14 protein-coding genes are annotated in these 22,633 nt (G+C 66.3%); 11 read left to right on the forward strand and 3 right to left on the reverse strand.

All coding sequences use genetic code 11. The features are described from left to right. Positions 1-724 precede the first annotated feature (724 nt). The 8 genes from NN4_RS03510 (at position 725) to NN4_RS03540 (ending at position 16,254) form a co-directional block, all read left to right on the forward strand. Complete coding sequence (locus tag NN4_RS03510) at positions 725-9,199, forward strand: type I polyketide synthase (RefSeq protein ID WP_186818243.1); 8,475 nt, start codon at positions 725-727, stop codon at positions 9,197-9,199. A gap of 22 nt (positions 9,200-9,221) precedes the next feature. Further along, the gene (locus NN4_RS03515) at positions 9,222-10,796 is read left to right on the forward strand and encodes an NAD(P)/FAD-dependent oxidoreductase (protein WP_147128478.1); all 1,575 of its coding nucleotides are present in this window, start codon (positions 9,222-9,224) and stop codon (positions 10,794-10,796) included. Between the two features lie 34 nt (positions 10,797-10,830). Beyond that, positions 10,831-10,971 (forward strand): hypothetical protein, encoded by a 141-nt coding sequence (locus tag NN4_RS44755; protein WP_186818244.1) that lies wholly within the window; start codon positions 10,831-10,833, stop codon positions 10,969-10,971. A gap of 36 nt (positions 10,972-11,007) precedes the next feature. Then, positions 11,008-12,795: a long-chain-acyl-CoA synthetase gene (locus tag NN4_RS03520; RefSeq protein ID WP_147128480.1), complete on the forward strand. Its 1,788-nt coding sequence runs from the start codon at positions 11,008-11,010 to the stop codon at positions 12,793-12,795. Then, on the forward strand, positions 12,792-13,610 hold the full coding sequence (locus NN4_RS03525) for an alpha/beta fold hydrolase (protein ID WP_147128481.1): 819 nt from the start codon (positions 12,792-12,794) through the stop codon (positions 13,608-13,610). Before NN4_RS03520 ends, NN4_RS03525 begins: the two co-directional genes overlap by 4 nt. Beyond that, positions 13,600-14,076 (forward strand): PaaI family thioesterase, encoded by a 477-nt coding sequence (locus NN4_RS03530; protein ID WP_186818245.1) that lies wholly within the window; start codon positions 13,600-13,602, stop codon positions 14,074-14,076. Before NN4_RS03525 ends, NN4_RS03530 begins: the two co-directional genes overlap by 11 nt. A gap of 61 nt (positions 14,077-14,137) precedes the next feature. Next, positions 14,138-15,535, forward strand: a complete 1,398-nt coding sequence (locus NN4_RS03535) for a cation:proton antiporter (RefSeq protein ID WP_147128484.1) — start codon at positions 14,138-14,140, stop codon at positions 15,533-15,535. Beyond that, on the forward strand, positions 15,532-16,254 hold the full coding sequence (locus tag NN4_RS03540) for a LuxR C-terminal-related transcriptional regulator (RefSeq protein ID WP_147128485.1): 723 nt from the start codon (positions 15,532-15,534) through the stop codon (positions 16,252-16,254). The genes NN4_RS03535 and NN4_RS03540 overlap by 4 nt, the downstream gene beginning before the upstream one ends. 16 nt (positions 16,255-16,270) lie before the next feature. Here the strand turns inward: NN4_RS03540 and NN4_RS03545 are convergent, their stop codons facing one another. Genes NN4_RS03545 through panC form a run of 3 tightly spaced genes read right to left on the reverse strand, consistent with a single transcriptional unit; the run spans position 16,271 to position 19,031 of the window. Further along, positions 16,271-17,140 carry a P1 family peptidase gene (locus tag NN4_RS03545; protein WP_147128487.1) on the reverse strand — a complete coding sequence of 290 codons (870 nt, stop codon included), beginning with the start codon at positions 17,138-17,140 and terminating at the stop codon, positions 16,271-16,273. Between the two features lie 12 nt (positions 17,141-17,152). Continuing rightward, positions 17,153-18,136, reverse strand: coding sequence for an NRDE family protein (locus NN4_RS03550; RefSeq protein ID WP_147128489.1), 984 nt, complete (start codon positions 18,134-18,136; stop codon positions 17,153-17,155). Between the two features lie 22 nt (positions 18,137-18,158). Beyond that, the gene (gene panC / locus NN4_RS03555; protein WP_344319251.1) at positions 18,159-19,031 is read right to left on the reverse strand and encodes a pantoate--beta-alanine ligase; all 873 of its coding nucleotides are present in this window, start codon (positions 19,029-19,031) and stop codon (positions 18,159-18,161) included. 280 nt (positions 19,032-19,311) lie between these two features. Between panC and NN4_RS03560 the strand changes: the two genes are divergently transcribed. From NN4_RS03560 to NN4_RS03570, 3 genes are read left to right on the forward strand one after another with little or no spacing between them, the layout of a single operon-like run. Further along, the gene (locus NN4_RS03560; RefSeq protein ID WP_147128491.1) at positions 19,312-19,749 is read left to right on the forward strand and encodes a nuclear transport factor 2 family protein; all 438 of its coding nucleotides are present in this window, start codon (positions 19,312-19,314) and stop codon (positions 19,747-19,749) included. After that, positions 19,746-21,338, forward strand: a complete 1,593-nt coding sequence (locus NN4_RS03565) for an NAD(P)/FAD-dependent oxidoreductase (RefSeq protein ID WP_147128493.1) — start codon at positions 19,746-19,748, stop codon at positions 21,336-21,338. Before NN4_RS03560 ends, NN4_RS03565 begins: the two co-directional genes overlap by 4 nt. Further along, a complete protein-coding gene (locus NN4_RS03570; protein ID WP_147128494.1) occupies positions 21,339-22,622 on the forward strand; it encodes a tetratricopeptide repeat protein in 1,284 nt (427 codons plus the stop codon). Positions 22,623-22,633: the final 11 nt, after the last annotated feature.

The following is a 22,633-nucleotide window of genomic DNA, read 5'->3' on the forward strand; positions in this document are numbered from 1 at the left end:
ACCTACCGCCGCGCGGCTCGGTCTCGGTGCGCCGCAATAGTAAGACCGTGCCCTTACGGCACGTCCGGGCACCGAATACCGTCCACGGCGATGCGCATCGGCCGCGGTGTGGCGCACACGGATGCACACAGATGTATTGACATGAGTGGTTGTGGTCGTTAAATTCTGTCCATGAGTGCGGATCTGGGCACTTGACGTGAGGTGGGCACCGATCATGTGGACGTTCAGCGCGACGAGAACTACTCCCGATGACCTGATGCCTGCCTGCGCCGACCAGTCCAAACGCCTCATCGACCACGACGCGTCGCATGCTCGGCGTCTTATCAGCTCGAGTCGACCATCGCACGATCGTGGATCGCGTGCTCACTTTGTTGTATTGAGTTCGGCCAACGATGTCGGTGCCGCTGCTTGCCGCAGCCGACGGGATATGGCCGGCACGGGGTTCGGCAACGGCCGGGAATGCGAAACCGCCCGGTCGGTCACCGAAAGCCATTCGAATGGCGACCATCTCGTTGCAACAGTCATGTTCTTCGAGGGGGGAACATGACCGCCGGTGATCAATCAAGCCTGTCCGATATCGCCTCGCACACGGGATCGATGCCGCCATCGCGCGCATCGCCACTGCCCAGCGGGTGGTCGATATAAATCCTGATCGGCTCGCGGGCAACAAATGGCGTTGCCCGCGAGGTCGATAGTTGTGTGGTTACAAAACGAAGGTAATGCGATGGAATCTGTGCACAGCTCCTCGATCGAGGCCGAGTCGACCGCGCACGAGGGCATAGCCGTCGTGGGAATCGGTTGCCGGTTTCCAGGACAAATTTCCGATGTGGGCGACTTCTGGCAACTGCTGCTCGACGAGCGAGATGCGGTCCGCGAGGTCCCGGAGGACCGGTGGTCCGGCGCTGCCTTCTACGACCGCGATGCGGCAAGGCCCGGTCATCTGCGCACGCGATCGGGTGGATACCTCGACGACGTCAGTTCGTTCGACGCCCAATTCTTCGGCATCACACCACACGAGGCCGCGCGGATAGACCCGCAGCAGCGCCTCTTCCTCGAAACGACCTGGGAAGCACTGCAGGACGCGGGCATCGTCCCGGAGCACCTGGCAGGCACCAAGACCGCCGTCTACGCGGGCGTCTCGGGCCACGACTACGGCATCATCCAGCTCAACCCGGAGAACCGCTACCTCATCGGTGGCCACACGATGACCGGTGTCACGAACTGCATCGTGGCCAACCGCGTCTCCTACCTGCTCGACCTGCGCGGCCCCAGCATGACCGTGGACACCGCATGCTCGTCCTCGCTCATCGCAATCCACCTGGCCTGCCGCAGCATTCGCACCGGTGAGGCGACGATGGCGATCGTCGGCGGTGTCAGCACGCTGCTCATCCCCGAGGCGACCATCGGATTCAGCCAGGGCACCTTCCTGTCGCCGGAGGGCCGGTCCAAGTCGTTCAGCGAGAACGCCGACGGCTACGTGCGCAGTGAGGGCTCGGGCACGATCGTGCTCAAGCCGCTGTCCGCGGCCATCGCCGACGGCGACCGCATCTACTCGGTGATCCGCGGCAGCGCGACGAACCAGGACGGCCGCACCAACGGCATCTCCGTGCCGAGCGAAGAAGCGCAGGCGCAGATGATCGAGGACGCCTGCCGCGACGCCGGTGTCGCGCCCGCCGACATCAGCTATGTCGAGGCGCACGGCACGGGCACCTCCGTCGGCGACCCGATCGAGGCCCGCGCGCTCGGCAAGGCCTTGGCGCCCGGACGTAATGGGCACGGCCCCTGCATCGTCGGCGCGGTGAAGTCGAACCTCGGCCACCTCGAGTCCGCGGCCGGTATCGCAGGCGTCATCAAGGCGTGTCTGGTGCTGTCCAACGGCGAGATTCCCGCGAACCTGCACGCGGAGGTGCCGAACACCTCGATCCCGTTCGAGGAGTTGGGTCTGCAACTGGCTCAGTCCCGGCAGGCGTGGCCGAACGGGCGTCCGCGCCTGGCCGGTGTGAACTCCTTCGGGTTCGGTGGATCGAATGCCCACGTGATCCTGGAAGGCCCGCCGGAAGGCGTGGCGCAGGAGAACACGGACGCGGCAAACGCGAACGCGGACAAGATGACTGAGCGTTCGGCGACCGAAGCGGCCGAGCCGGTGCTGTTCGCGCTCAGCGCGAAGACCAAGGACGCGCTGCGCGCCTACGCCGACAGTTACGCCGACTTCCTGGCCGAGCCCACCACGAAGCTGTCCGCCATCGCGGCCACCCAGGCGAAGACGCGTGCGCACTACGACCACCGGCTCGCCATGGTGTGTTCGTCCACCGACGAGCTACGCGACGCGCTGCGTGAGGTGGCGCGTGGCGCGGTGCCGGAGGTGCTGCGCACCGGCGTGAAGGCGCCGACCATCTCGAACATCGCTTTCGTCTTCTCCGGCCAGGGCCCGCAGTGGTGGGGCATGGCGCGTGAGCTGCTCGCCACCAACGCGGTGTTCCGCCAGACGGTCGAGCGGATCGACGCCGAGCTGAGCAAGCACGCCGACTGGAGCGTCATCGAGGAGCTCGGCCGCGACGAGGCCGACAGCCGGATCGGGGAAACCTTCATCGCCCAGCCCGCCGTCTTCGCGGTGCAGCTCGGCTTGGCGGCCGTGTGGCAGAGCTGGGGTATCGTCCCCGCTGCCGTGGTCGGGCACAGCATCGGTGAAGTCGCCGCCGCCTGCGTGTCGGGGGCGTTGTCGTTCGAGGACGCGGTGCGAGTCATCTTCCACCGCAGCCGAGTCCAGCAGCAGGCCTCCGGCAAGGGCAAGATGCTCGCGGTCGGCCTGACGCACAGCGAGGTGGAGGAGCGGGTCGCCGGCTATCGCGGGCGGGTCGCCATCGCGGCGCTCAACGGCCCGCAGTCGGTGGCGCTGGCCGGTGATCCGGACGCGCTCGAGGAGATCGAGCGCGAGCTGAGCGCCGAGAAGATCTTCTGCCGCATGCTCCAGGTCAGCGTGGCCTTCCACAGCCACCACATGGATCCGCTGCAGGACGAACTGGTCTCGTCGCTGGCCGGTCTCACCTCGGGCCCGGCGACCATCCCGATGTACTCCACGGTCTCCGCGGACATCGTGCCGACCGGTGGACTCGATGCCGAGTACTGGTGGCACAACGTGCGCGAGCCGGTGCGGTTCGCGCCGACCATCGATCGCCTGATCGAGGACGAGCACCTGGCGTTCGTGGAGCTGGGCCCGCACCCGATCCACGCGACCGCCATCTCGGAGCTGCTCGCGCAGCGCAACATCGAGGGCGTCGCCGTCGCCGTCGCCTCGCTGCATCGCAAGCAGAGCGATCGCGTCACCCTGCTGTCCTCGCTGGCCTCGTTGTATGCCGCCGGGTTCGACCCGGCGTGGGGCGCCCTGTTCGATGGGGCCGGCGAGCGGATACCGGTGCCGTTCTATCCGTGGCAGCGCGAAACCTATTGGGTGGAAACGCCTTCGGCCCGCGAGCGGCGCTTCCCGTCGCTGGCCCATCCGCTGGTCGGTGATCAGGGCCGCGTCGCGGACGAGCCGGACAAGCATGTGTGGGAACTGGTGCTGGACCCGGCGGTGTACCCGTGGCTCGACGACCACCGGGTGCAGGGCCCCATCGTCTTCCCCGGCGCCGCCTACCTGGACATGGTGCTCGGTTGCGCGGAAGACGCGTTCGGCCCGGGCCTGTACTCGCTCGAGGATGTCGAGTTCCGCCGCGCGCTGTTCGTCTTCGACGACCGCCCGGCCCCCGTCGTCCAGGTCGTGCTGACCCAGTCGATGCACTACTCGGTGTACAGCCGTCAGGACGGTGACAAGGACTGGACCCTGCACTCGGTCGGCACGCTGCGCCGCGGCGCCCCTGCCACCGAACTGCCGGTGCCGTTCGCCGAGCTCGAGGCGGAGTGCCCGCTCGAGATCGAACCCGCGAAGGTCTTCGCCAAGCTGCGCAACAACGGCCTGATGCTCGGCCCGACGTTCAAGGCGATCACCAAACTCGGGTACGCCGAACTGAAATCGCTCGGCCGGATCGACACCCCGGCGGCCCTCGAAGACGAGGCGCCCCGGCACGCGATCCATCCGGCGGTGCTCGACTCGTGCTTCCAGTCGCTGTCCATCTCGATGGGCAACGACCCGAACAACGAGGACAAGACGCTCTACCTGCCGGTCGAGGTGAAGCGGCTCAGCTTCTACGCCAAAGCCACCGGCCGGGTGTACTGCTACGGGCGCGCGCAGGTCAGCGACGACATTGCGTACTGCCACGGTGATCTGTGGATCGTCAACGAAGACGGAACGCTGGTAGCGGAACTCGAAGGCTTCCGCGGCAAGTCGATCACCACGACCACGGAGGACAGCGACGCGCTGCTGCAGTGGCTCTACGAGTTCCGCTGGCATCAGGCGCCGGTGCGCACCAAGACCCGCCTGCCCGCCGCGCTGCCCTCGGTCGAGGCGCTCGACACCGCCGTCGAGCCGCTGGTCGACGAGCTGCGGTACTGGTCGGTCAACCGCGAGTACCACGCGGGAACCGAAGCGGTGATGGACCGGCTCTGCATCGGGTACGTAACCGAGGCCTTCTACGAGCTCGGCATGGACCTCACCGTAGGCCGGCGTTTCACCGTCACCGAGCTCGCGGCCGAGATGGGCGTGCACGACAAGCACCACCGCTACCTCGCCCGCCTGCTGGAACTGCTGTCCCAGCACGGGATCACCGAAAAAGACGGTGACGCCTGGCGACTGCTGGTCGTGCCCGAGCGGTTCGACACCGCGGCCGAGCTCGCCCGGCTGAAGGACGAGCATTCCGAGTGCGAGCCCGAACTCGCCGTGCTCGGCCGCTGTGGCACGGACGTGGCGGCGGTGCTGCGCGATGACGTGAATCCGATCGAGCTGATCTTCCCCGAGGACGAGTTCCAGTCGGTCGCCGACCTTTACGGTCCGTCGTTCTCGTTCGGCAAGGCCAACCGCATCGTCAGCCAGGTCGTCGCCGGGTGCGTGGCCGCGCTGCCGAGCGACCGGCCGATCCGGGTGCTCGAGATCGGCGCGGGCACGGGCGGCACCACCCCGTACGTCCTTTCCGAGCTGCCGCCGGAGCGTGCGGAATACGTGTACTCCGACATCACGCAGCTGTTCCTCGGCAAAGCGCGGCATCGGTTCAGCGAATACGACTTCATCGACTACCGGGTCCTCGACATCGAACGCGACATCGAGGGCCAGGGTTTCGACCCGCACTACTACGACATCGTGGTGGCCTCGAACGTCGTGCACGCCACCGAAAGCCTGACCGCCACCCTGGAAAACGTGCAGCGCCTGCTGACTTCGCAGGGTCTGCTGCTGGTCGTCGAGGCGACGGTGCCGCCGCACTGGGTCGACCTGACCTTCGGCATGACCGAGGGCTGGTGGAAGTTCAGCGACCACGACGTGCGGCCCGACTACCCGCTGATGCGGGAGGCGAAGTGGCGGGAGTTCCTGCCCAGCATCGGCTTCGAGGGCGTGCAGATCTTCTCCGATATGGCGACACCGGAGGAGACCGGCAACGCGGTGATCCTGGCGCGTACTCAGAGCATCGACCTCGAGCCGCACCAGCCGCGCATCGATCAGGCGCCCTGGGTGGTGCTCGCGGACGCGGACGGTGTCGGCGAACGCTACACCGCGCTGCTCGGCGAGGCAGGCTCGTCCGGCGTGCTCGTCACCCGCGGTGCCGAGTTCGAGCAGGTCGACGCCCGTACCTTCCGGGCCCGACCCACCAGCAGCGCGGATCTGCAGCGCGTGCTGGAGCAGGTGCGGGCCGACGCGGGTGACGTGGCCGGCGTGCTGCACCTGTGGAACCTGGATTTCGCGGGGACCGAGCTGACCACCGAGTTGCTTTCCGCGGTGGAGAGCGACGGCGCCTACAGCGTGATCGCGGCGGCCCAGGCCGTCGAGGAGCTGGACTGGGTGCAGGCCCCACGGCTGTGGGTGGCCACCTCGGGTGCCCACGTGCTGGATCGATCGGAACGTGTTGCGCTGAGCCAGGTGCCGAGCTGGGGCATCCTGCGGGTCACGTTGAGCGAGCACAGCAGTCTGCGTGCGAAGATCTTCGACTTCGATCCCACCGCGTCCGCCGAGCAGCGGGCCACTCAGCTCTTCGACGAGCTGCTGCACGTGGATGCGGCGGACGAGGAGATCGCCTTCCGCGGCGAGACCCGCTTCATCGACCGCCTCGAGCATGTCTCGCTCGCCGAGTTCGAGGCCTCGGTCGCGACCCCGGCGAAGGTCTCGGACGAGACCCCGTTCGCGCTGGCGGTGCCCGCCGAGCCGGGGGTCGAGCAGCTGCGCTACGAAAGGCAGGAGCTGCCTGTCCTTTCCAGCGGCGAGATCACCATCCGGCCGCTGGCCACCGGTCTGAACTTCCGCGACATCATGCTGACGCTCGGCCTGCTCTCGGCGGGTGCGACCTACGGCGGGTTCTACGACAACAACCTGGGCGTTGAGTGCGCGGGCATTGTCACCGAAGTCGGACCCGACGTGACCGGACTGGCGGTGGGCGACCGCGTGGTCGCCTTCGCTCGCGGCTGCTTCGGCAACCTGGTGGTCGCCGATGCCCGGCGGGTATACCCGGCACCGGCGAGCCTGTCGGATGTCGAGGCGGCGACGCTGCCGATGGCGTATCTCACCGCGTGGTACGCGCTGGTGGAAGTGGGCAGGCTGCGCCCGAGCGACCGGGTGCTGGTGCACGCGGCCGCCGGCGGCGTCGGTCTGGCCGCGGTGCACATCGCGCAGTCGTTCGGCGCGACGGTCGTCGCCACCGCGGGCAGCGAGGAGAAGCGGGATTACCTGCGCTCCTTGGGCATCGAGGATGTCTTCGACTCCCGGTCGCTCGACTTCGCCCAGGAGATCCGGCAGCGCTACGACGGCGTCGACATCGTGCTCAATTCGCTGCAGGGCGAGACGATTCCGAAGAGCCTCGAGCTGCTCCGCCCCCGCGGCCGCTTCCTCGAGATCGGCAAGAAGGACATCTACGACAACTACAAGCTGGGTCTGAAGCCGTTCGGCAACAACCTGAGTTACTCGGCGATCGACATCGACCGGCTGCTCGGCGAGGACCCGGCGCTGTGCCGCGAGGCGATGACCAAGGTGATCGAGGCGGTCAACGCGGGCACTCTGCCCGCGCTGCCGCACACCGATTTCGACGCGACCGAGGTGGCCGCGGCCTTCCGGTACATGGTCACCGCCAAGCAGATCGGCAAGATCGTCGTCGAGTACCAGCCCGACACCGAACTGCTGGTGCATCCGACGTCCGACGGCGCGGAGACCTTCGACGCCGACGGCACGTACCTGATCACCGGTGGCTACAGCGGTTTCGGTCTGCGCACCGCCGAGTGGCTGGTCGAGAAGGGCGTCCGCACCGTAGTGCTGGTCGGCCGCCGCGGCCAGATCGACGAGGAGAACGCGGCGCCGATCGAGGCGATGCGGGCCCAGGGCGTCAACGTGGTGCTCGAACGGGCCGACGTGTCCATCGAGGCCGAGGTCGAGGGCCTGCTCGAGCGGATCGCACCGTTGCCGCCGCTGCGTGGGATCTACCACGCCGCAATGGTTCTCGCGGACGGACCGCTGGCGGGCATGACCGAGGAGCAGTTCCTGCGCACCGTGCAACCCAAGGTCGACGGCGCGTGGCACCTGCACAATCACACCCGCGACCTCGAGCTCGACGCGTTCGTCATGTACTCGTCGATGAGCTGGAACGTCGGCACCCCCGGCCAGGCGAACTACGCGGCGGCCAACGGGTTCCTGGAAGCCCTTGCCACGCACCGCCGTGAGCTCGGACTGCCTGCCCTGACCGTCAACTGGGGCGCTCTCGCCGAGGTCGGGTTCGTCGCACGCAACAAGCTCGACACGCTGGCCCGGCTCGGCTGGACGCCGATCCTGCCGGACCACGCGCTCGAGTTCGTCGGCCGGTGCCTGGCCCAAGGTGTCACCAGCACCAGCGTTTTCGGCGTCAACTGGGCGAAGATGAACCAGGTCATGCCGATCATCCGGAGCTCGCCGCGGCTGGCTCATCTGGCCATGGCCGACACCGTCGGCACCGCGAGCACCGGCGGCACCGAGGGCCTGCGCGCCGAACTGCTCGAACTGGAAGAGGACGCACGCCAGCCCCGGCTGGTGGAGGCGTTGTCGCAGCAGATCTCGCGGATCTTCGACATGCCGATCGACCGTCTCGCGCACGATGTCGCGCTGACCGACCTCGGGATGGACTCGCTGATGGCGGGTCAGATCCGCAACGCGCTGGCCAAGCACCTCGATATCGACTTCCCGACCATGGGCCTGATGCGCGGACCGACGCTCATCGAGCTGTCGAACGAGGTCCTCGCCCAGGTCTTCGGTGAGGCGACCGGTGTGCTGCCTGCAGTGGCGGAAAACGCAGGCCCGCAACGCTGGATCCACACGGTGAAGGGCCGGTCCAGCACCGCGTCGCTGCGGGTGTTCGCCCTGCCGTTCGTCGGTGGTGGTGCCTCGGTCTTCACGCCGTGGCCGAACTTCCTGCCGGACACCGTCGAGGTGGTGGGTATCCAGTACCCGGGCCGCGAGGATCGGGTCAACGAGGTCCCGATCGACGCCATGCCCGAGTTCATCGAGGAACTGGCCGACGCCATGCTGCCGCACCTGGATCGCACCTTCGCGATCTACGGGCACAGCATGGGCAGCCTGCTGGCCTACGAGCTCACCAAGTATCTCGAGCAGAACTACGCCGAGGTCCCGCTCAAGCTGATCATCGGTGGCTGGCCCTCACCCGCCCTGGTGGAAAGCTACGTGCGGAACCTGAAGCACATCCGCGACGGCTTCGACATGGATCGGGAATCCGACAGCCGGGTGCTGCAAGTGTTGCGCGACAACGAGCTGCTCACCATCCCGGTCGAGGACGAGGCCTCGGTGAAGCCGATGATGCCCGCGGTGCGGGCGGACCTGAAGATGCTGGGCGACTACCGCTTCGAACACGGTGTCGCGTTGCGGGCGCCGATCACGGTGCTGCGCGGTGCGGAGGACCACCTGTTCGAGGCCGACCAGCTGCAGGGCTGGGAGAAGTTGACCAGCGGCCGGTTCGAACTGAAGACCGTGCCCGGCGGCCACCTGTTCATCCAGAACCCGAGTGCCCAGGTGATGCGGACGATCGCCGACGAACTGTCCGCCGACGACGCCTTCCCGTCCTTCACCAGCCTTTTCGAAGAGCGCTGACCAGCTCGAACGGAGTAGAACGATGAAACCGATCGAACGTTACGACGTAGTGGTATGCGGCGGCGGACTGGCGGGGTTGACCCTGTCGCGCCAGCTCAAGCGGACCATGCCCGACCTGACGGTGCTGGTGCTGGAACGGACCACGGGCGACATCCCGGACGGGGCCTACAAAGTCGGTGAGGCGACCGTCGAAGGCGGCGCGCACTACTTCACCGAAAAGCTCGGCCTCACCGGGTATTTCAACAAGCAGCACCTGCACAAGCTCGGGCTGCGCCTGTTCTTCGGCGATCAGCACGGCCCCTTCGAGAACCGGCCCGAGATCGGGGCGCGACGGTTCCCGCGGGTGCCGTCCTATCAGGTCGACCGCGGCATCTTCGAGCGGGATCTGCGGCGCGGCGCCAAGGACCTCGGCATCGATCTGATCGAGCAGGCCAAGGTGACCGAGATCGAGCTGGCCGACGGCGAGGACGATCATGTGGTCACCTACGAGGTGGCCGGCGAGGGGGAGCGTTCGGTGCGGACGCGCTTCGTCGCCGACGCCTCGGGTCGCGGAAAGCTGTTGCAGCGCAAGCTCGGCCTGAGCGCGCCGAGTCCGCACAAGATCAACGCGGCCTGGTGGCGCCTGCGCGGCGAATACGACGTCGAGGTGATGGCGGACGCCAAGAACCCGAACTGGTATCCGAAAACCCAAGAGCGCCGGTGGTTCTCCACCAATCACCTGATGGGCACCGGCTACTGGGTGTGGATGATCCCGCTGGCCTCCGGCAACACCAGCATCGGCATCGTGACCGACGAGCGCATCCATCCGTTCAAGACGTACTCGACGGAAACCAAAGCGAAGCAGTGGATCGCCGAGCACGAGCCGACGCTGGCGAAGTTCACCGAGAACGCCGAGCTGCTCGACTTCCTGGTGCTGCGCAACGCGAGTTACGCCTCGACGCAGGTGTTTTCGCACAACCGCTGGGCCTGTGTCGGTGAGGCGGCGGTCTTCCTGGACGCGTTCTACAGTCCGGGCTCGGACTACATCGCCTACACCAACACCATCACGACGCGGATGATCGAACTCGACCGTAAGCGTGCGCTGACCCCCGACGTCGCGGAGACCTACAACAAGCTGCTGCTCGAGGATCTGTGGCCGAACTATCTGCAGATGTACAACGACAACTACCAGATCTTCGGGCACGCGCCCGCGATGTTCACCAAGGTCATGTGGGATACGTCGTTCTACTGGGCGTTGCCCTCGCAGATGTTGTTCCGTGACTTGCTCACCAGCACCGACGCGGCGGCGGAGTTCCACCCCATCGCCCAGCGGTTCCTCGGCATCCAGACCCGCATGCAGGCGAATCTGCGTGCGTTCGCGGCACAGGCTCCGCAGCCGGACAAGTACCTGTTCGTCGAATACAGCAAGGTACCCATCTGCGCCCAGCTGCACCTGGATCTGCTCACCGACAAAACGCCGGAACAGACCTTCCGCGACATGCGCGGCAATGTCGACCGGTTGGAAGCGTGGGCGGACTCGTTCGAGCAGGAAATCGCCGCGAAGGTGGACCTGCCTGCGCGGCCGGCCGAGCCGGCCCTGCAGGCCTCCGTCCAGTAACGCGTTCGTCCGACAACACCGCGGAGGCGGGAATTTGACGCAATTCGAGGGCCGGGTCGCGATTGTCACCGGTGGCAGTCGCGGTCTCGGCAAGGCGCTGGGCCCGGAGAACTACTTTGCCGCCATGGCGGCAAGCGGTTCGCCGAGCGTGTCGAAACCATTGGAGGGCGCGTAGCGTGCGAGTTGCTCATTTCGCGAACACGAGGTCACTGTGTCGCTGACCCACCGCATCCGGTCTTACGGAATCCTCACGCGAGGCCTGCTCGAAGGGGCAGGCTCGCACCGAACACTGGCATTCGAGCTCGAGCGCCGCAGCGGGCAGCCGGGTCAGGCGGCGCGTCCCTTCCTGCTCTACGGCGACCAGCAGTTCGATTACGCGCAGGCCAATCGCCTCGTCAACCGGATCGCCCACGCGTATCGGGCCAACGGCCTGCGCAAGGGTGACGTGCTCGCGCTGCTGATGGAGAACCGCCCCGAGTTCGTCTGGCATTACCTGGCGGCCGGAAAGCTCGGCGTCGTGGTGGCTTTCGTCAACACGCGGGCCAGGGGAGACGGGCTCGTGCACGCACTCACGGTGTGCGGGGCCAGCCACGTGATCGTCGGTTCGGAGTGCCTGCCCGCGTTCCTTGCGGTGCGCGACCAGGTGCCCGACGCGCTGCTCGACCGCTGCCGGGTGGACGAGGATGTGAAGGTACCCGCGTCCGACGCAACGGGTCTGGCCCGATTCGAGCCGAGCGCGACATCCGACGATCCGGCGGAGACGACCCAGCACACCCTCGGCGACACCGGCGCGTACATCTTCACCAGCGGCACCACCGGGCTGCCCAAGGCCGCGGTCATGAGCTACACCAGGTTGACGACCGTCGGACGGGTCACCGGCGCGCTGGCCTGGCGGCTCGAACCCGGCGACATCGTCTACAACTGCCTGCCGATGTTCCACACCAACGCCCTGGTGATCGCCCTGTCGGGTGTGCTCACGCACGGATCCACCTTGGCGCTCGGCCGGCGGTTCTCGGCAGGCACGTTCTGGCACGACATCCACCGTTTCGAAGCGACGGGCTTCAACTACATCGGCGAGATGTGCCGATACCTGGTCAACACCCCACCGGACGACCGCGACCGCGGCCATCGGGTCCGGGTGATGGTCGGGCAAGGGTTGCAGTCCGATGTCTGGACCGCGATGCAGGAGCGGTTCGAGATTCCGCGGATCGTCGAGATGTACGCGTCCACCGAGGGCAATATCGCCACCATCAACCTGGCGGGCACGGTCGGGTCGGTCGGCAAGCTGCGCCTCGGCGGCAAGCTGGCGAAGTGGGACTTCGAGCAGGACGACTTCGTCCGCGACAACGGGCGCCTGGTCGAGTGCGGGCCCGGCGACACCGGCGTGCTGCTGGGGCCGATTCGCAAGCGCACCCCCTTCGGCGGCTATCGGGACGAAAAGGCCACCCGCGCAAAGGTTGTCACGAACGCCTTCCGCGAGGGCGACGCGTTGTTCAACACCGGCGACGTGTTCCGGATCGACGCCGCGAAGAATCTGTTCTTCGTCGACCGGCTGGGTGACACCTTCCGCTACAAGGGCGAGAACGTGTCGACCACCGAGGTGCAGGAGCAACTCGTGCGGTTCCCGGACATCGCCGCCGCCAGCGTGTACGGCGTGCAGATCCCGGGCCGCGAGGGGCGGGCCGGCATGGCGGCGATCGTGCTCGCCGACGGTGCGCGGTTCGACGGCGCGGCGCTCGCCGCGTACCTCGACGAGGCGTTACCCGCTTACGCACAGCCGATTTTCATTCGGGTGCGCGCGTCGCTGGAAACGACGGCGACCATGAAGCTGGCCAAACTCGCTTTGCAGCGTGAGGGTTTCGCGCCCCGCGAGGGGGAGGCCATCTTCGTGCGCGACGCGCGGGACCGCGCCTACGAGGAGCTCACGCAGGAGCGGTACGAGGCACTTGTCAGGGGACATCAGGGGGCTTCAACCCAGGAAAGAACCGAGGTGCCATGACATTAGAAGGAACCTTCGACTCGGCGGACGCGCCTGTCGCCGAGCCCATCGTTGTCCGGACGTCGGGGACCGGGCCGCCGGTTGTGCTGGTGCACGGCGGCATGCCCGCCCCGATGACCTGGGCCGCGCAGCAGGAACTCGAAGCCGCCTGGTCGCTGATCGTGCCGAACCGGCGCGGCTTCATGCCGAGCCCTGCCGCGCCGTCGCAGGATTTCCTCGCCGACGCAGACGATTTGGTGGAACTCATCACCGACGTGCCCGGCGGCGTGCACCTCGTCGGCTTCTCCTACGGCGGCCTCGGTGCGTACCTCGCGGCCGAGCGCCTGCCGCACCTGGTTCGCTCGCTGACCCTGATCGAGGCGCCGCTGTGGAACGCGGCGCCGGAGGACGAAGCCGTGCGGGCGCTGGCGGACCTGGCCGACCGCTTCGCCGCCGGCCCGGACGACGTCGCGGCCGAGGACGAGTTCCTCGCGCTGGCCGGGGTGAATCAGGAGATGCTGGCCGGGGTGAGCGACGACGTGCGCCAGGCGATCGAGCTGGGGCGCAAGCTGCGTTCCCCCTGGGAGGTCAAGCCCCGGTTCGAGGCGATCACCGACGCGGGCATCCCGACGCTGGTGTGCTCGGGTGAGCACAATCCCGCGCTCGAGCAGCTGTGCGATGCCCTCGCCAGACACCTTGGCGCACAACGGGTCCGGTTGCCCGGGGCCGAACATGCCGTGCAACATGCGCCCGGATTCAACACGATATTGGCAACATTTCTGACAGCCGCGGAACAGAGCCGTGGCAATGGAGCAGGAGGCACCGATGAGCGATGAGGCGACGATCCACGGACACGACAAGGTCCTGGAACACACCATCGAGCTGTTTCGCAGCTTTACCCCGCCCGGCGTCACCCTCCAGCTGCCACCGCCTTCGGCGAAGGAAATGGACATGCAGTTCGAGGAGTACGTGCCCGGTCAGTCGCTGACCGCGACGGTGGTGGCGCCCCCTGCCTATGCGAATGCGGTGGGAATTCTGCAGGGCGGCTTCTTCTCCGCGATGTTCGACAACCTCATCGGCCCGCTGAGTTACCTGACCGCACGGGGGCCGACGACGTCGCTGGAGCTCGGCACGCACTTCATGCGCACGGTGGTCACCGGCGAGCGGCTGAAACTGACTGCCACCGTGCGGAAACCGGGACGATCGGTCATCTATCTCGCTGCGGACGCGCACAACAAGGACAACAAGCTGGTGGCCACGGCGGTGTCCACCGTGCAGGTGCTAGCCATGCCGAAGCAGTAGCCGAGTGCCCACCTTCGCTGGCGAAGGTGGGCACATCTTTCCCCCTCAGCGAGGTTTTACGATGCCCTCTCTACTCGAAGTCACGACGCAGTTCTTTTTGCAGGTCGCCGTTATTCTCGTGGCCTGCCGCCTGCTCTGGCCGCTGTTCCGGCGGCTGGGTCAGGTCCAGGTGGTGGCGATCATGGCCGCCGGCTTCGTCTTGGGGCCATCGGTTTTGGGCGCGATCTGGCCGGCCGCGCAGGAATGGCTTTTCCCCACGACCTTGGCGGTGGGTACGGAGACGATCACTCATCCGAACCTGACCGCTATCTACGTCGTCGGCCAGCTCGGTCTCGTGCTGTACATGTTTCTGGTCGGTGCCTCGTTCAAGCTCGACATTCTCCGGTCGCATCTGGGCAAGGCAGGCGCCACTTCGGCCGCGGGTATCGGCGTTCCGCTGTTGCTCGGCGGCGTGCTCGGCGCGTGGATGGTGAGCCAGGGCGACTACTTCACGAGCAAGGTCGGCACCTGGCAAGGCGGGCTGTTCGTCGCGGCAGCCGTTGCCATCACGGCGTTTCCGATGCTGGCCTGGATCATCTACGACTCGGGTCTGCTGAACACCCGGCTCGGCACGATGTCGCTGTCGTGCGCGGCGGTCGACGACGCCTGTGCCTGGGTGCTGCTGGCCACGGTCATCGCCACCACCAAGGACAGCATGTCCGGCGCCGCGCTGGCGTTGGGTGGCGGTCTGGCCTATCTGATCTTCATGATCGTGGTCGGACGCCGCCTGCTGTTGCGGCTGAACACCTGGGTGCCGCGCTCGGGCGATCGTGAACACAGCGGTGGTCTCGCCGTCGGTCCGCTCACCGTCGTGCTGCTGGTCGTGCTGCTGGCGAGCTGGTTCACCGATTACGTCGGAATCTACTCCGTCTTCGGCGCTTTCGTGGCAGGCACGGTGATGCCGCGTGGCCAGTTGCTCGACACGATCCGTGAGCGTTTCGAACCCTTGGTCGCGTATCTGCTGCTGCCCGCCTTCTTCATTTACTCAGGGCTCAACACCGAGCTCAGCCTGATCTTCGAGCCGAAGGTACTGCTGGTCGCGGTCATCGTGATGGTCGTGTCCTTCGCGGGCAAGTTCGGCGCGATCGGTCTGGTGGCGCGCTGGCAGGGGATGGGTTGGCGGGAAGCGGGCGCGATGGGCGCGCTCGCCAACGCGCGCGGCTTGATGGAGCTGATTCTGCTCAACATCGGTCTGGGCGCGGGCCTGATCACCGGCCAGCTCTACACGATTCTCGCCTTGATGACGATGGTCACGACCTTCGTGGCCACGCCGGTGATGCGAATGTTCGAACGCAGCGGCTGGAAGGAAGGTGTCGTCTTCGGACCCACCGGCGAAGAACCACTCCCCAAGGAGGAATCTCGAACGCCGGAGAAAGTGGTCGACATTTCCCGCGCACAAGTGGCTGATGGTCCGCCATGACGCTCGGGTTCAGATCGGATCAGGAAAACCAGCTGCACAACGGTCGTCGCCGCCGGGTCGGGATACGCACGCCTGCCGTGGTCCAGGAGCGGACCCTGCTGGTCGCCTCCGACTTTCCGTTCGCCCGAACGGATTTCGAGGACGCGGTCGCGGTGCACGACGGTTTCGCACTGGCGGGCACCTGCGCCTGGCGCGAGGTGGTGGACCGGACCGCGCGCTGGCGCCCCGACGTGGTGCTGCTCGATGCCTCGGTGTCGCGCCTGGCCGGGCTCGCCCCGACGGTGACCCGGCTGCGCGAACTGCCGCATTCGCCGATGATCACGCTGTTGGTGGAGCACGGCGCCGCCAAGGCGGATGTCGACCTGGTCGACGCGGTGGTGGCGATGGAGCACGGCGCGGACGAGGTGCTCAAGGTGCTGGAGGTGCTGATCTCGGGGACGGTGCTCGCGATGGCACCGCAGCAGAGCCGGGTGCACGCCGGGGTCACCATGGATTACGAAGTGCGGCAGCGTCTTTCCACGCTGACCAAGCGAGAGCGGGAGATTCTGCGGCTGGTCGTCGACGGGCTGTCCAACCGGGAGGTCGGGTCCCGGTTGTTCATCAGCCCGGAAACGGTGAAGGAGTACGTCAGCCGCATTCTCGCGAAGCTCGAGGTGACCAGCCGGATCGAGGCGGCGGTGGCGGCCGTCCGCGCGGAGTTCGACAATGGCGACTGGTAGCCGATCGGTGCGATCGCTACTGGCTCGTCTGCGCGACCGAGCGGATGGTGTCGGCCACCGCGGCCAGCGCCATCAGGCGTACCAGGTCGACGTCGGCCGCGACGGAACCCGTTGCGGCGGCGATGAATCCGTCGCCGTCGAAGCGGCCGTGCGGCGGGGTGAGGGCGCGCGACAATCCGTCGTGCGCGCCTTGCGCGACGATGTGACAGCCGATCTTGTCCAGCCGGGCGTTGGTGACCACGACGCCGATCGTCGTGTGCATCCGCGCCGCAGGATCGACCAGGCCGCCGAGTTGGGTGACCGAGTCCAAGGAGATCTCGGCGAGGCCGTCGTCGATGTCACCGAACGCGTTGACCACGCACAACGTGCCGACCACGAGGTCGTTCCAGCGTCGTTCGGTGTAGGCGAGGCCGCCGGGCTTGTGGTCGACCGGCCCGCGCCAGTGTGCGGTGTATGCACCCGCGCCCGCGCCGATGCGACCGGCGAGCACCTGCTCGCCGGTGCTGGCGCAGGCCGCGGTGTATCCGTGTTCGGCCGTCGGCCGCGCCTTCGGGTCGCCCACACTCAGATCGAACAGGGCGAGCGCGGGCACGATCGGCACCTTGCCGCCGGGAGTCGGTATGCCACGCCCGATTTCCTCGAGGTAGCGCATGACGCCGTCGGCGGACGCGAGACCGAAGGCCGAACCGCCGGTCAGCACGACCGCGTCGATGCACGGCACGGTTTTGTCCGGGGCGAGCACATCCAATTCCCGGCTGGCCGGCGCACCGCCGCGCACCTCGCAGGACGCGACCGTGCCTTCCGGCAGGATGACGACAGTGCAGCCGGTTTCGCCGAGCGGATCGGTCCAATGGCCGACTTGAATGTTCGGAATGCCTATCGTCATACCCACCTCGGCTCAGGAATTCTCGTTCGCGATCACGACGAAGAAGTCGTCGGTAGTCGTGGGGAAGCCCATTTTGTGCACATCGGTCGGCAATGGCTGATAGTCGAACAATTGCCGCTCGTTGTATGCAAACAACTCCGCCCCGGTCCTTCCGGCAGAATATATCGTGACGCTCTTGGTCCACGCCACTTGGCTCGGATCGGTCACTGGTCGAAGTGCGACATTTTTGTATCGGTCCGCGTCGTCGGTGTCGCGATAGGGCGGCCGAATGGCGGAATGGCGGTTGGCGAGCCAACTTTCGTCCGCGTAGCCGGGGGCATCGGCGTCGGTTCCCGCGAAAACGGACACCCACGGACCCCACGAGGGCAGGTTCTCCGTCGGAGCCGCCACGCCCTCCGCGCGGCTTTGCAGATGTTTACCGAATTCATCATCGGCCGCGGCGCCGGTTTCGGTCAGTACATGCGGGCGGTCGGCGGTCAACGACGTAGCCGCCACGGTATCGCGGCCGTCGAACGTGACCACGAACGCAGTATTCGCGTCGGCTATCACCAGGTGGAATCCGGGCATCCGCGGGGCGCCGTCCACAGCGGGCAGCAAGCGGGACTCCAACAGCTGAACGGCGTCTCGCGCCGAATCGGCAGTCACACAATCCAGCGGAAGCCCGCTCGCCGAGACGAATTCGTCCCCGGTCGCGACGTCGGCGAAAATTCGGCAATAGACGCCGGTACCACGGTGGAAAGCGAGCCACGATCCGCCATCGATATCGAGGCCGCCGACGACCTCGGCCGGCACCGGGGTGCCCGCGTCACGGATCGTGAATACCCGGTCGCGCAGACCGGGGTTCGCGAACCAGTGCGGTCCATACGAAAAGCGGTGTGCCAGCCCGAGTTTGCGGGCCGCTTCGTAACCGTGCGGGCGATGTATCGACTGGTCGCGGGACTCGATGGCGACGAATCTCCCGTTTCGGCTGTCGAGGAGGAACAGGCAGGTGCTCATGGTATTTCCGTCTCACGTCTCGTTAGGTCAGGGTCAACGAAATGTTGTCGATCAGCCTGGTGCTGCCGACGTGCGCCGCGACCAATAGCCGGGCGGGGCCCGAGGTGGGCGCGGGTCCGAGCTCGGTATCGCGCAATTCGAGGTACTCGACCTCGACTCGGGCTTGGGCATCGAGGATCGCGCGGGCCGCGGCGAGCACAGCTTCGGCTCCCGACTCACCCGCCCGTGCGCCGGCCCGCAATGCCTCCGGCAGTGCGATGGCGGCTTGCCGCTCGTCCGGATCGAGGTACCGATTGCGGGAGGACAGTGCCAGACCGTCCGCCTCGCGCACGGTCGGGACGCCGACGATCCGGATGCCGAAGTTCAGGTCCCGGACCATCTGCTGGATCAATATCAGCTGCTGGTAGTCCTTTTCGCCGAAGAACGCGACGGTCGGCCCGGCGATCTGCAGGAGCTTCGCCACCACGGTCAACATCCCGCCGAAGAGCGCGGGCCGGGTGGCGCCGCAGAGTTCGGCGCCGAGCGGGCCCGGCAGCACGGTGGTCCGGCGGCCGTCCGGATACATGTCCGCGGGGGAGGGTGCGAAGACCAAGGGCACACCGGCTTCGCGGAGCAGTGCGAGATCGGCCTCCAGCGTTCGTGGATAGCGGTCGAGATCCTCGTTTGCCCCGAATTGTAATGGGTTGACAAAGATCGAAACAATGACCTCGGATTTGCTTTCCTGCGCTTGTTCGACCAAAGCGAGATGGCCGTCGTGCAGTGCTCCCATTGTGGGCACGAGAGCGACATCTCGACCACTCGCGCGCAGCTCGCGAGATACCTCGGACATGGTTATCGGATCATGATGAACAGTCAATGCGCCATCTGCATAATTGCTGACGCGCGGTCTCTCCAACGATTCTCCCCTCCTGTTAGTTTCGGACGCCCTCGGTCGGTGCGACGGAGGTATGGGTGAACCACTTCGACCGTACCCGAACCGTGCCGACAACGCAGCTGTATAACGCACCCTGATTGGTTTGTTGATGAATCATCATTCGGTCATCCGGACAACTCGAAAACTGTTGCAGCCCATGCGCGGACCGTGCTAGTGTTTGCAAACGGAACAAAAACTATCGGCGGCCCAGGGGAGGGCCAGGCGGCCCGGCTGTCTCCTCGCGGGAATTAGGCGGGTACTCATGGTCACTCCAGTCAATACAAATGTCGGTGCATCGGTGGGCGATAATGTCGCCGATCTCGGTCCGGCCGAAATCGAATTCCTCCAGTGGCGCGCGCTGAGCGCCGGCGAAGGTGCCGAGTTCTACGACAGCGTCCTGGCCGACGATGCCGTGCTGGCGGTCCCGTCCCCGCATGCGTCGCTCTCGCGGCAGATCGCGCTGAACGCGGTCGCCGGAGCGCCTGCGATCGAGACGTACCAGATACTCGAATTCCACGAGCGCCCATTAGGCGCCGATGCCCACATAGTTTTCTATGAGATGTATCAGAAACGCGTGGGTCTCGACGGTATCTATGCCGCTATTTCTACAGTGTATATCAAGCGTGACAATCGCTGGCTCATGCAATATCATCAACAAACTCCGCTGCGCAGGGAATCCGGCAAGGGGGCTCAGGCATGAGTCACAAATTCGACGTGCTGATATTGGGCTCGGCGCTTTCCGGTAGCTCGCTGTCACTGTGTCTCCAAGCCTCGGGTCTGAGCACCTGCATGGTCGATCCAAAACCGCATCCCAAATTCGCCATCGGTGAATCGACCATTCCGAACACCTCGAAGCTCTACAAACTGATGAGCATCAAATACGGTGTGCCCGAGCTGGCCGTGCTCTCGTCGTTCGACAATCTCATCGGGTCGGTCGGCACCTGTGGCATGAAGAACAACTTCGGCTTCGTTTATCACGAGCCGGGCACCATTGCGCAGAAAGTGCATCAGTTCCCGCTGTCCGAAATCGTGGAAACCGAGTCGCACCTGTTCCGGCAGGATGTCGACCACTGGCTCGCGCTGCGCGCCCGCGATTACGGTGCCGTGCTATTGGAAGGGGTCGGCACCCGCAAGCTGGATATCACCGACGCGGATGTGTACTTCGAAGGCGACGACGGGACCCGGATCACCGCCGAGTACGTCGTCGACGCGGGCGGCCGCAATTCACCGCTGGCGGCGCAACTGGGACTGCGCACCACCGAGGGGCTGCGCGCCTGGTCGAAGTCCATCTTCACGCACATGAGCGGCGTTCTCCCGTTCGACGACATCACCGAAGTGCACGGCCCGCGGCAGTGGCACACCGGCACGCTGCATCACGTCTTCGACGGCGGTTGGATGTGGGTGATCCCCTTCGACAACACCGAGAAATCATCCAATCCGCTGTGCAGCGTCGGCATCGTCTGGCGCATCGATGACGGCGACGAGAAGCCGCACCCGAATCCCGAGCAGGCCTTCGCCGATTTCCTGCAGACGTATCCGGAGATCGGCAAGCAGTTCGCGCACGCGCGCAACGAGCGCGAATGGGTGAGCGCGGGCCGGCTGCAATACTCGTCGACACAAACGGTCGGCGACCGGTGGTGCCTCACCTCCAACGCCGCGGGCTTCATCGATCCGCTGTTCTCCCGTGGCATGCAGAACACGGCGGTCGTGGTGGATCGGCTGGCCGAGCGGCTCATCGAACAATTCGAGGGCGGCTTCACGCCGCGCACGTTCGACGACATCGAGCAGATGCAGGCCAGCCTGATCGAGGAGAACGATTTCATCGTCGGCAACGCCTTCCGTTCCTTCACCGATTATCGGCTCTGGAACGCCTGGTTCCGGGTCTGGCAGGTGAATCAGGTGACGGGCACCATGCGCACCGAAGCCAGATTGCGCCGGGTCGCCGATCAAGCCGCGGCCCGCGCCGCCGGGCAGGGCGCGTTACCGAAGACCGCCTCGGCGCCGGGCGCCGGGCTGGACGGTTTCATCGACGCGTTCTACCAGAAGTCCGATCAGATCATGGAGTCCTACTGGCGCAAGGACATCAGTCTCGAAGCGGCGGTCGCGGAGTTCGGCACGCTGTTCGCCGACGTCGACTTCGTCCCGCCGTCGTTCGGACTGACGGATATGTCGCAGCCGTACTTCGACATCGACATGGACAAGGTGGCCAGCGCGATCGAGTGGGCGCGCACCGCTCGGCCCGGCATTCGCGAGCTCTATCTCGGCGGCCTGCCCGCCTCGGAGAGTTAGGTGGATATGAAGGGGGTAGCCATCTCGTCCTACAGCGACCGGGTAGCGGCGGCCGTCTCCGGTTCGCTGAACGGACTGCTCAGATTCGACCGCTCCATGGTGACGTCGCTGGACGGCCTCGAACACGACGAGGCCGAGCAGCCGATCGTCGTCATGCTGCGCGCCTACCTCTATCTGCTCGGTGGCGTCCGGCCGCCGGTGGAGGTGGTCGACGCGCTGCGCAAGATCGACGCCGGCACGCTGTCCGCCCTGGAAGCCGCCCACCTCGACGCGATCCGGCACCTGCTGCACGGCGCGTACGGCGCGGCAGGCGACACCCTGCTCGACATTTCCCGGCAGTTCCCGACCGACGAATTGGCCTTGGCCGCAGGGCATCAAGTCGATTTCCTGACCGGCGCGACGGAGACGCTGCTGTCGCGCCTGTCCAGCAGCCCGCTGTTGACCGAGGGCGCGACCGAGACCTACCCGTACCTGCTGGCAATGCTCGCCTTCGCCTACGGCGAGAACCACGAGTTCGCCAAGGCGTACGAGGCGGGTAGCCGTGCGCTGTCGCTGGCCCCGCAGGACAACCCGTGGGCGGTGCACGCCTGCGCGCACGCGCTGTTCGAGAGTCGCGACCACGGCGCCGTCTCGGAGCTGCTGTCCGCCACGCGCGGCCGGTGGAACTCGGAAAGTTGCCTGCTGCGTACACATCTCAGCTGGCATCACGCGTTGAACTCGATGGCCGAGTCCGACCACGACGCGCTGACCGGCCTCACCGGCGATGTCACCGCCGTGCTGGCCACCGAGTGCTCGGCCATGCAATTCTGTGATGCGGTCTCCCTGCTGTGGCGTCTGCGGCTTGCGAGCATTGTCGGGCCGGACGATTTCGCCGCGGTCGCGGACAAGGCACTGGATATCCGCGGTGCGTCGAACTCGGCCTTCGTCGATCTGCACGTGCTGCTGGCGATCATCGGCGCCGATCGGCACGAGCTGGCCATGCGGCTGGCGCAAGAAATCGGCGCGGACGCCACGGATATGGCGGCGCACCTGACCGGAACCCGCCGCACCGCGGTCGGCGTGGCCGAGAGTTTCCTCTATTACTGCCAATCGAACCCGGAACAAGCAGTGCGACGCTTGATTTCGGTGCTGCCCGCCGTGGTGGGTATGGGCGGCAGCATGGTGCAACGCGATCTCGCGCTGGAACTTCTGGTCACCTGCACGCACGGCCGAGGATTGGATGTGACCGTCCCGGCCGGAGTCGGCATCGATAGACGTCCACTGGTGACGTATCTCCGCTCGTGAAGGGAATGATC

Source organism: Nocardia ninae NBRC 108245 (genome assembly GCF_007990755.1).
GTDB lineage: Bacteria > Actinomycetota > Actinomycetes > Mycobacteriales > Mycobacteriaceae > Nocardia > Nocardia ninae.

Excerpts from the sequence above, each read along its gene's own strand:
- NN4_RS03510 (WP_186818243.1), top strand. The coding sequence starts at position 725 with ATGGAATCTGTGCACAGCTCCTCGATCGAGGCCGAGTCGACCGCGCAC.
- NN4_RS03515 (WP_147128478.1), top strand. The coding sequence starts at position 9,222 with ATGAAACCGATCGAACGTTACGACGTAGTGGTATGCGGCGGCGGACTG.
- NN4_RS03525 (WP_147128481.1), top strand. The coding sequence starts at position 12,792 with ATGACATTAGAAGGAACCTTCGACTCGGCGGACGCGCCTGTCGCCGAG.
- NN4_RS03530 (WP_186818245.1), top strand. The coding sequence starts at position 13,600 with ATGAGCGATGAGGCGACGATCCACGGACACGACAAGGTCCTGGAACAC.
- NN4_RS03535 (WP_147128484.1), top strand. The coding sequence starts at position 14,138 with ATGCCCTCTCTACTCGAAGTCACGACGCAGTTCTTTTTGCAGGTCGCC.
- NN4_RS03540 (WP_147128485.1), top strand. The coding sequence starts at position 15,532 with ATGACGCTCGGGTTCAGATCGGATCAGGAAAACCAGCTGCACAACGGT.
- NN4_RS03545 (WP_147128487.1), bottom strand. The coding sequence starts at position 17,140 with ATGACGATAGGCATTCCGAACATTCAAGTCGGCCATTGGACCGATCCG.
- NN4_RS03550 (WP_147128489.1), bottom strand. The coding sequence starts at position 18,136 with ATGAGCACCTGCCTGTTCCTCCTCGACAGCCGAAACGGGAGATTCGTC.
- NN4_RS03560 (WP_147128491.1), top strand. The coding sequence starts at position 19,312 with ATGGTCACTCCAGTCAATACAAATGTCGGTGCATCGGTGGGCGATAAT.
- NN4_RS03565 (WP_147128493.1), top strand. The coding sequence starts at position 19,746 with ATGAGTCACAAATTCGACGTGCTGATATTGGGCTCGGCGCTTTCCGGT.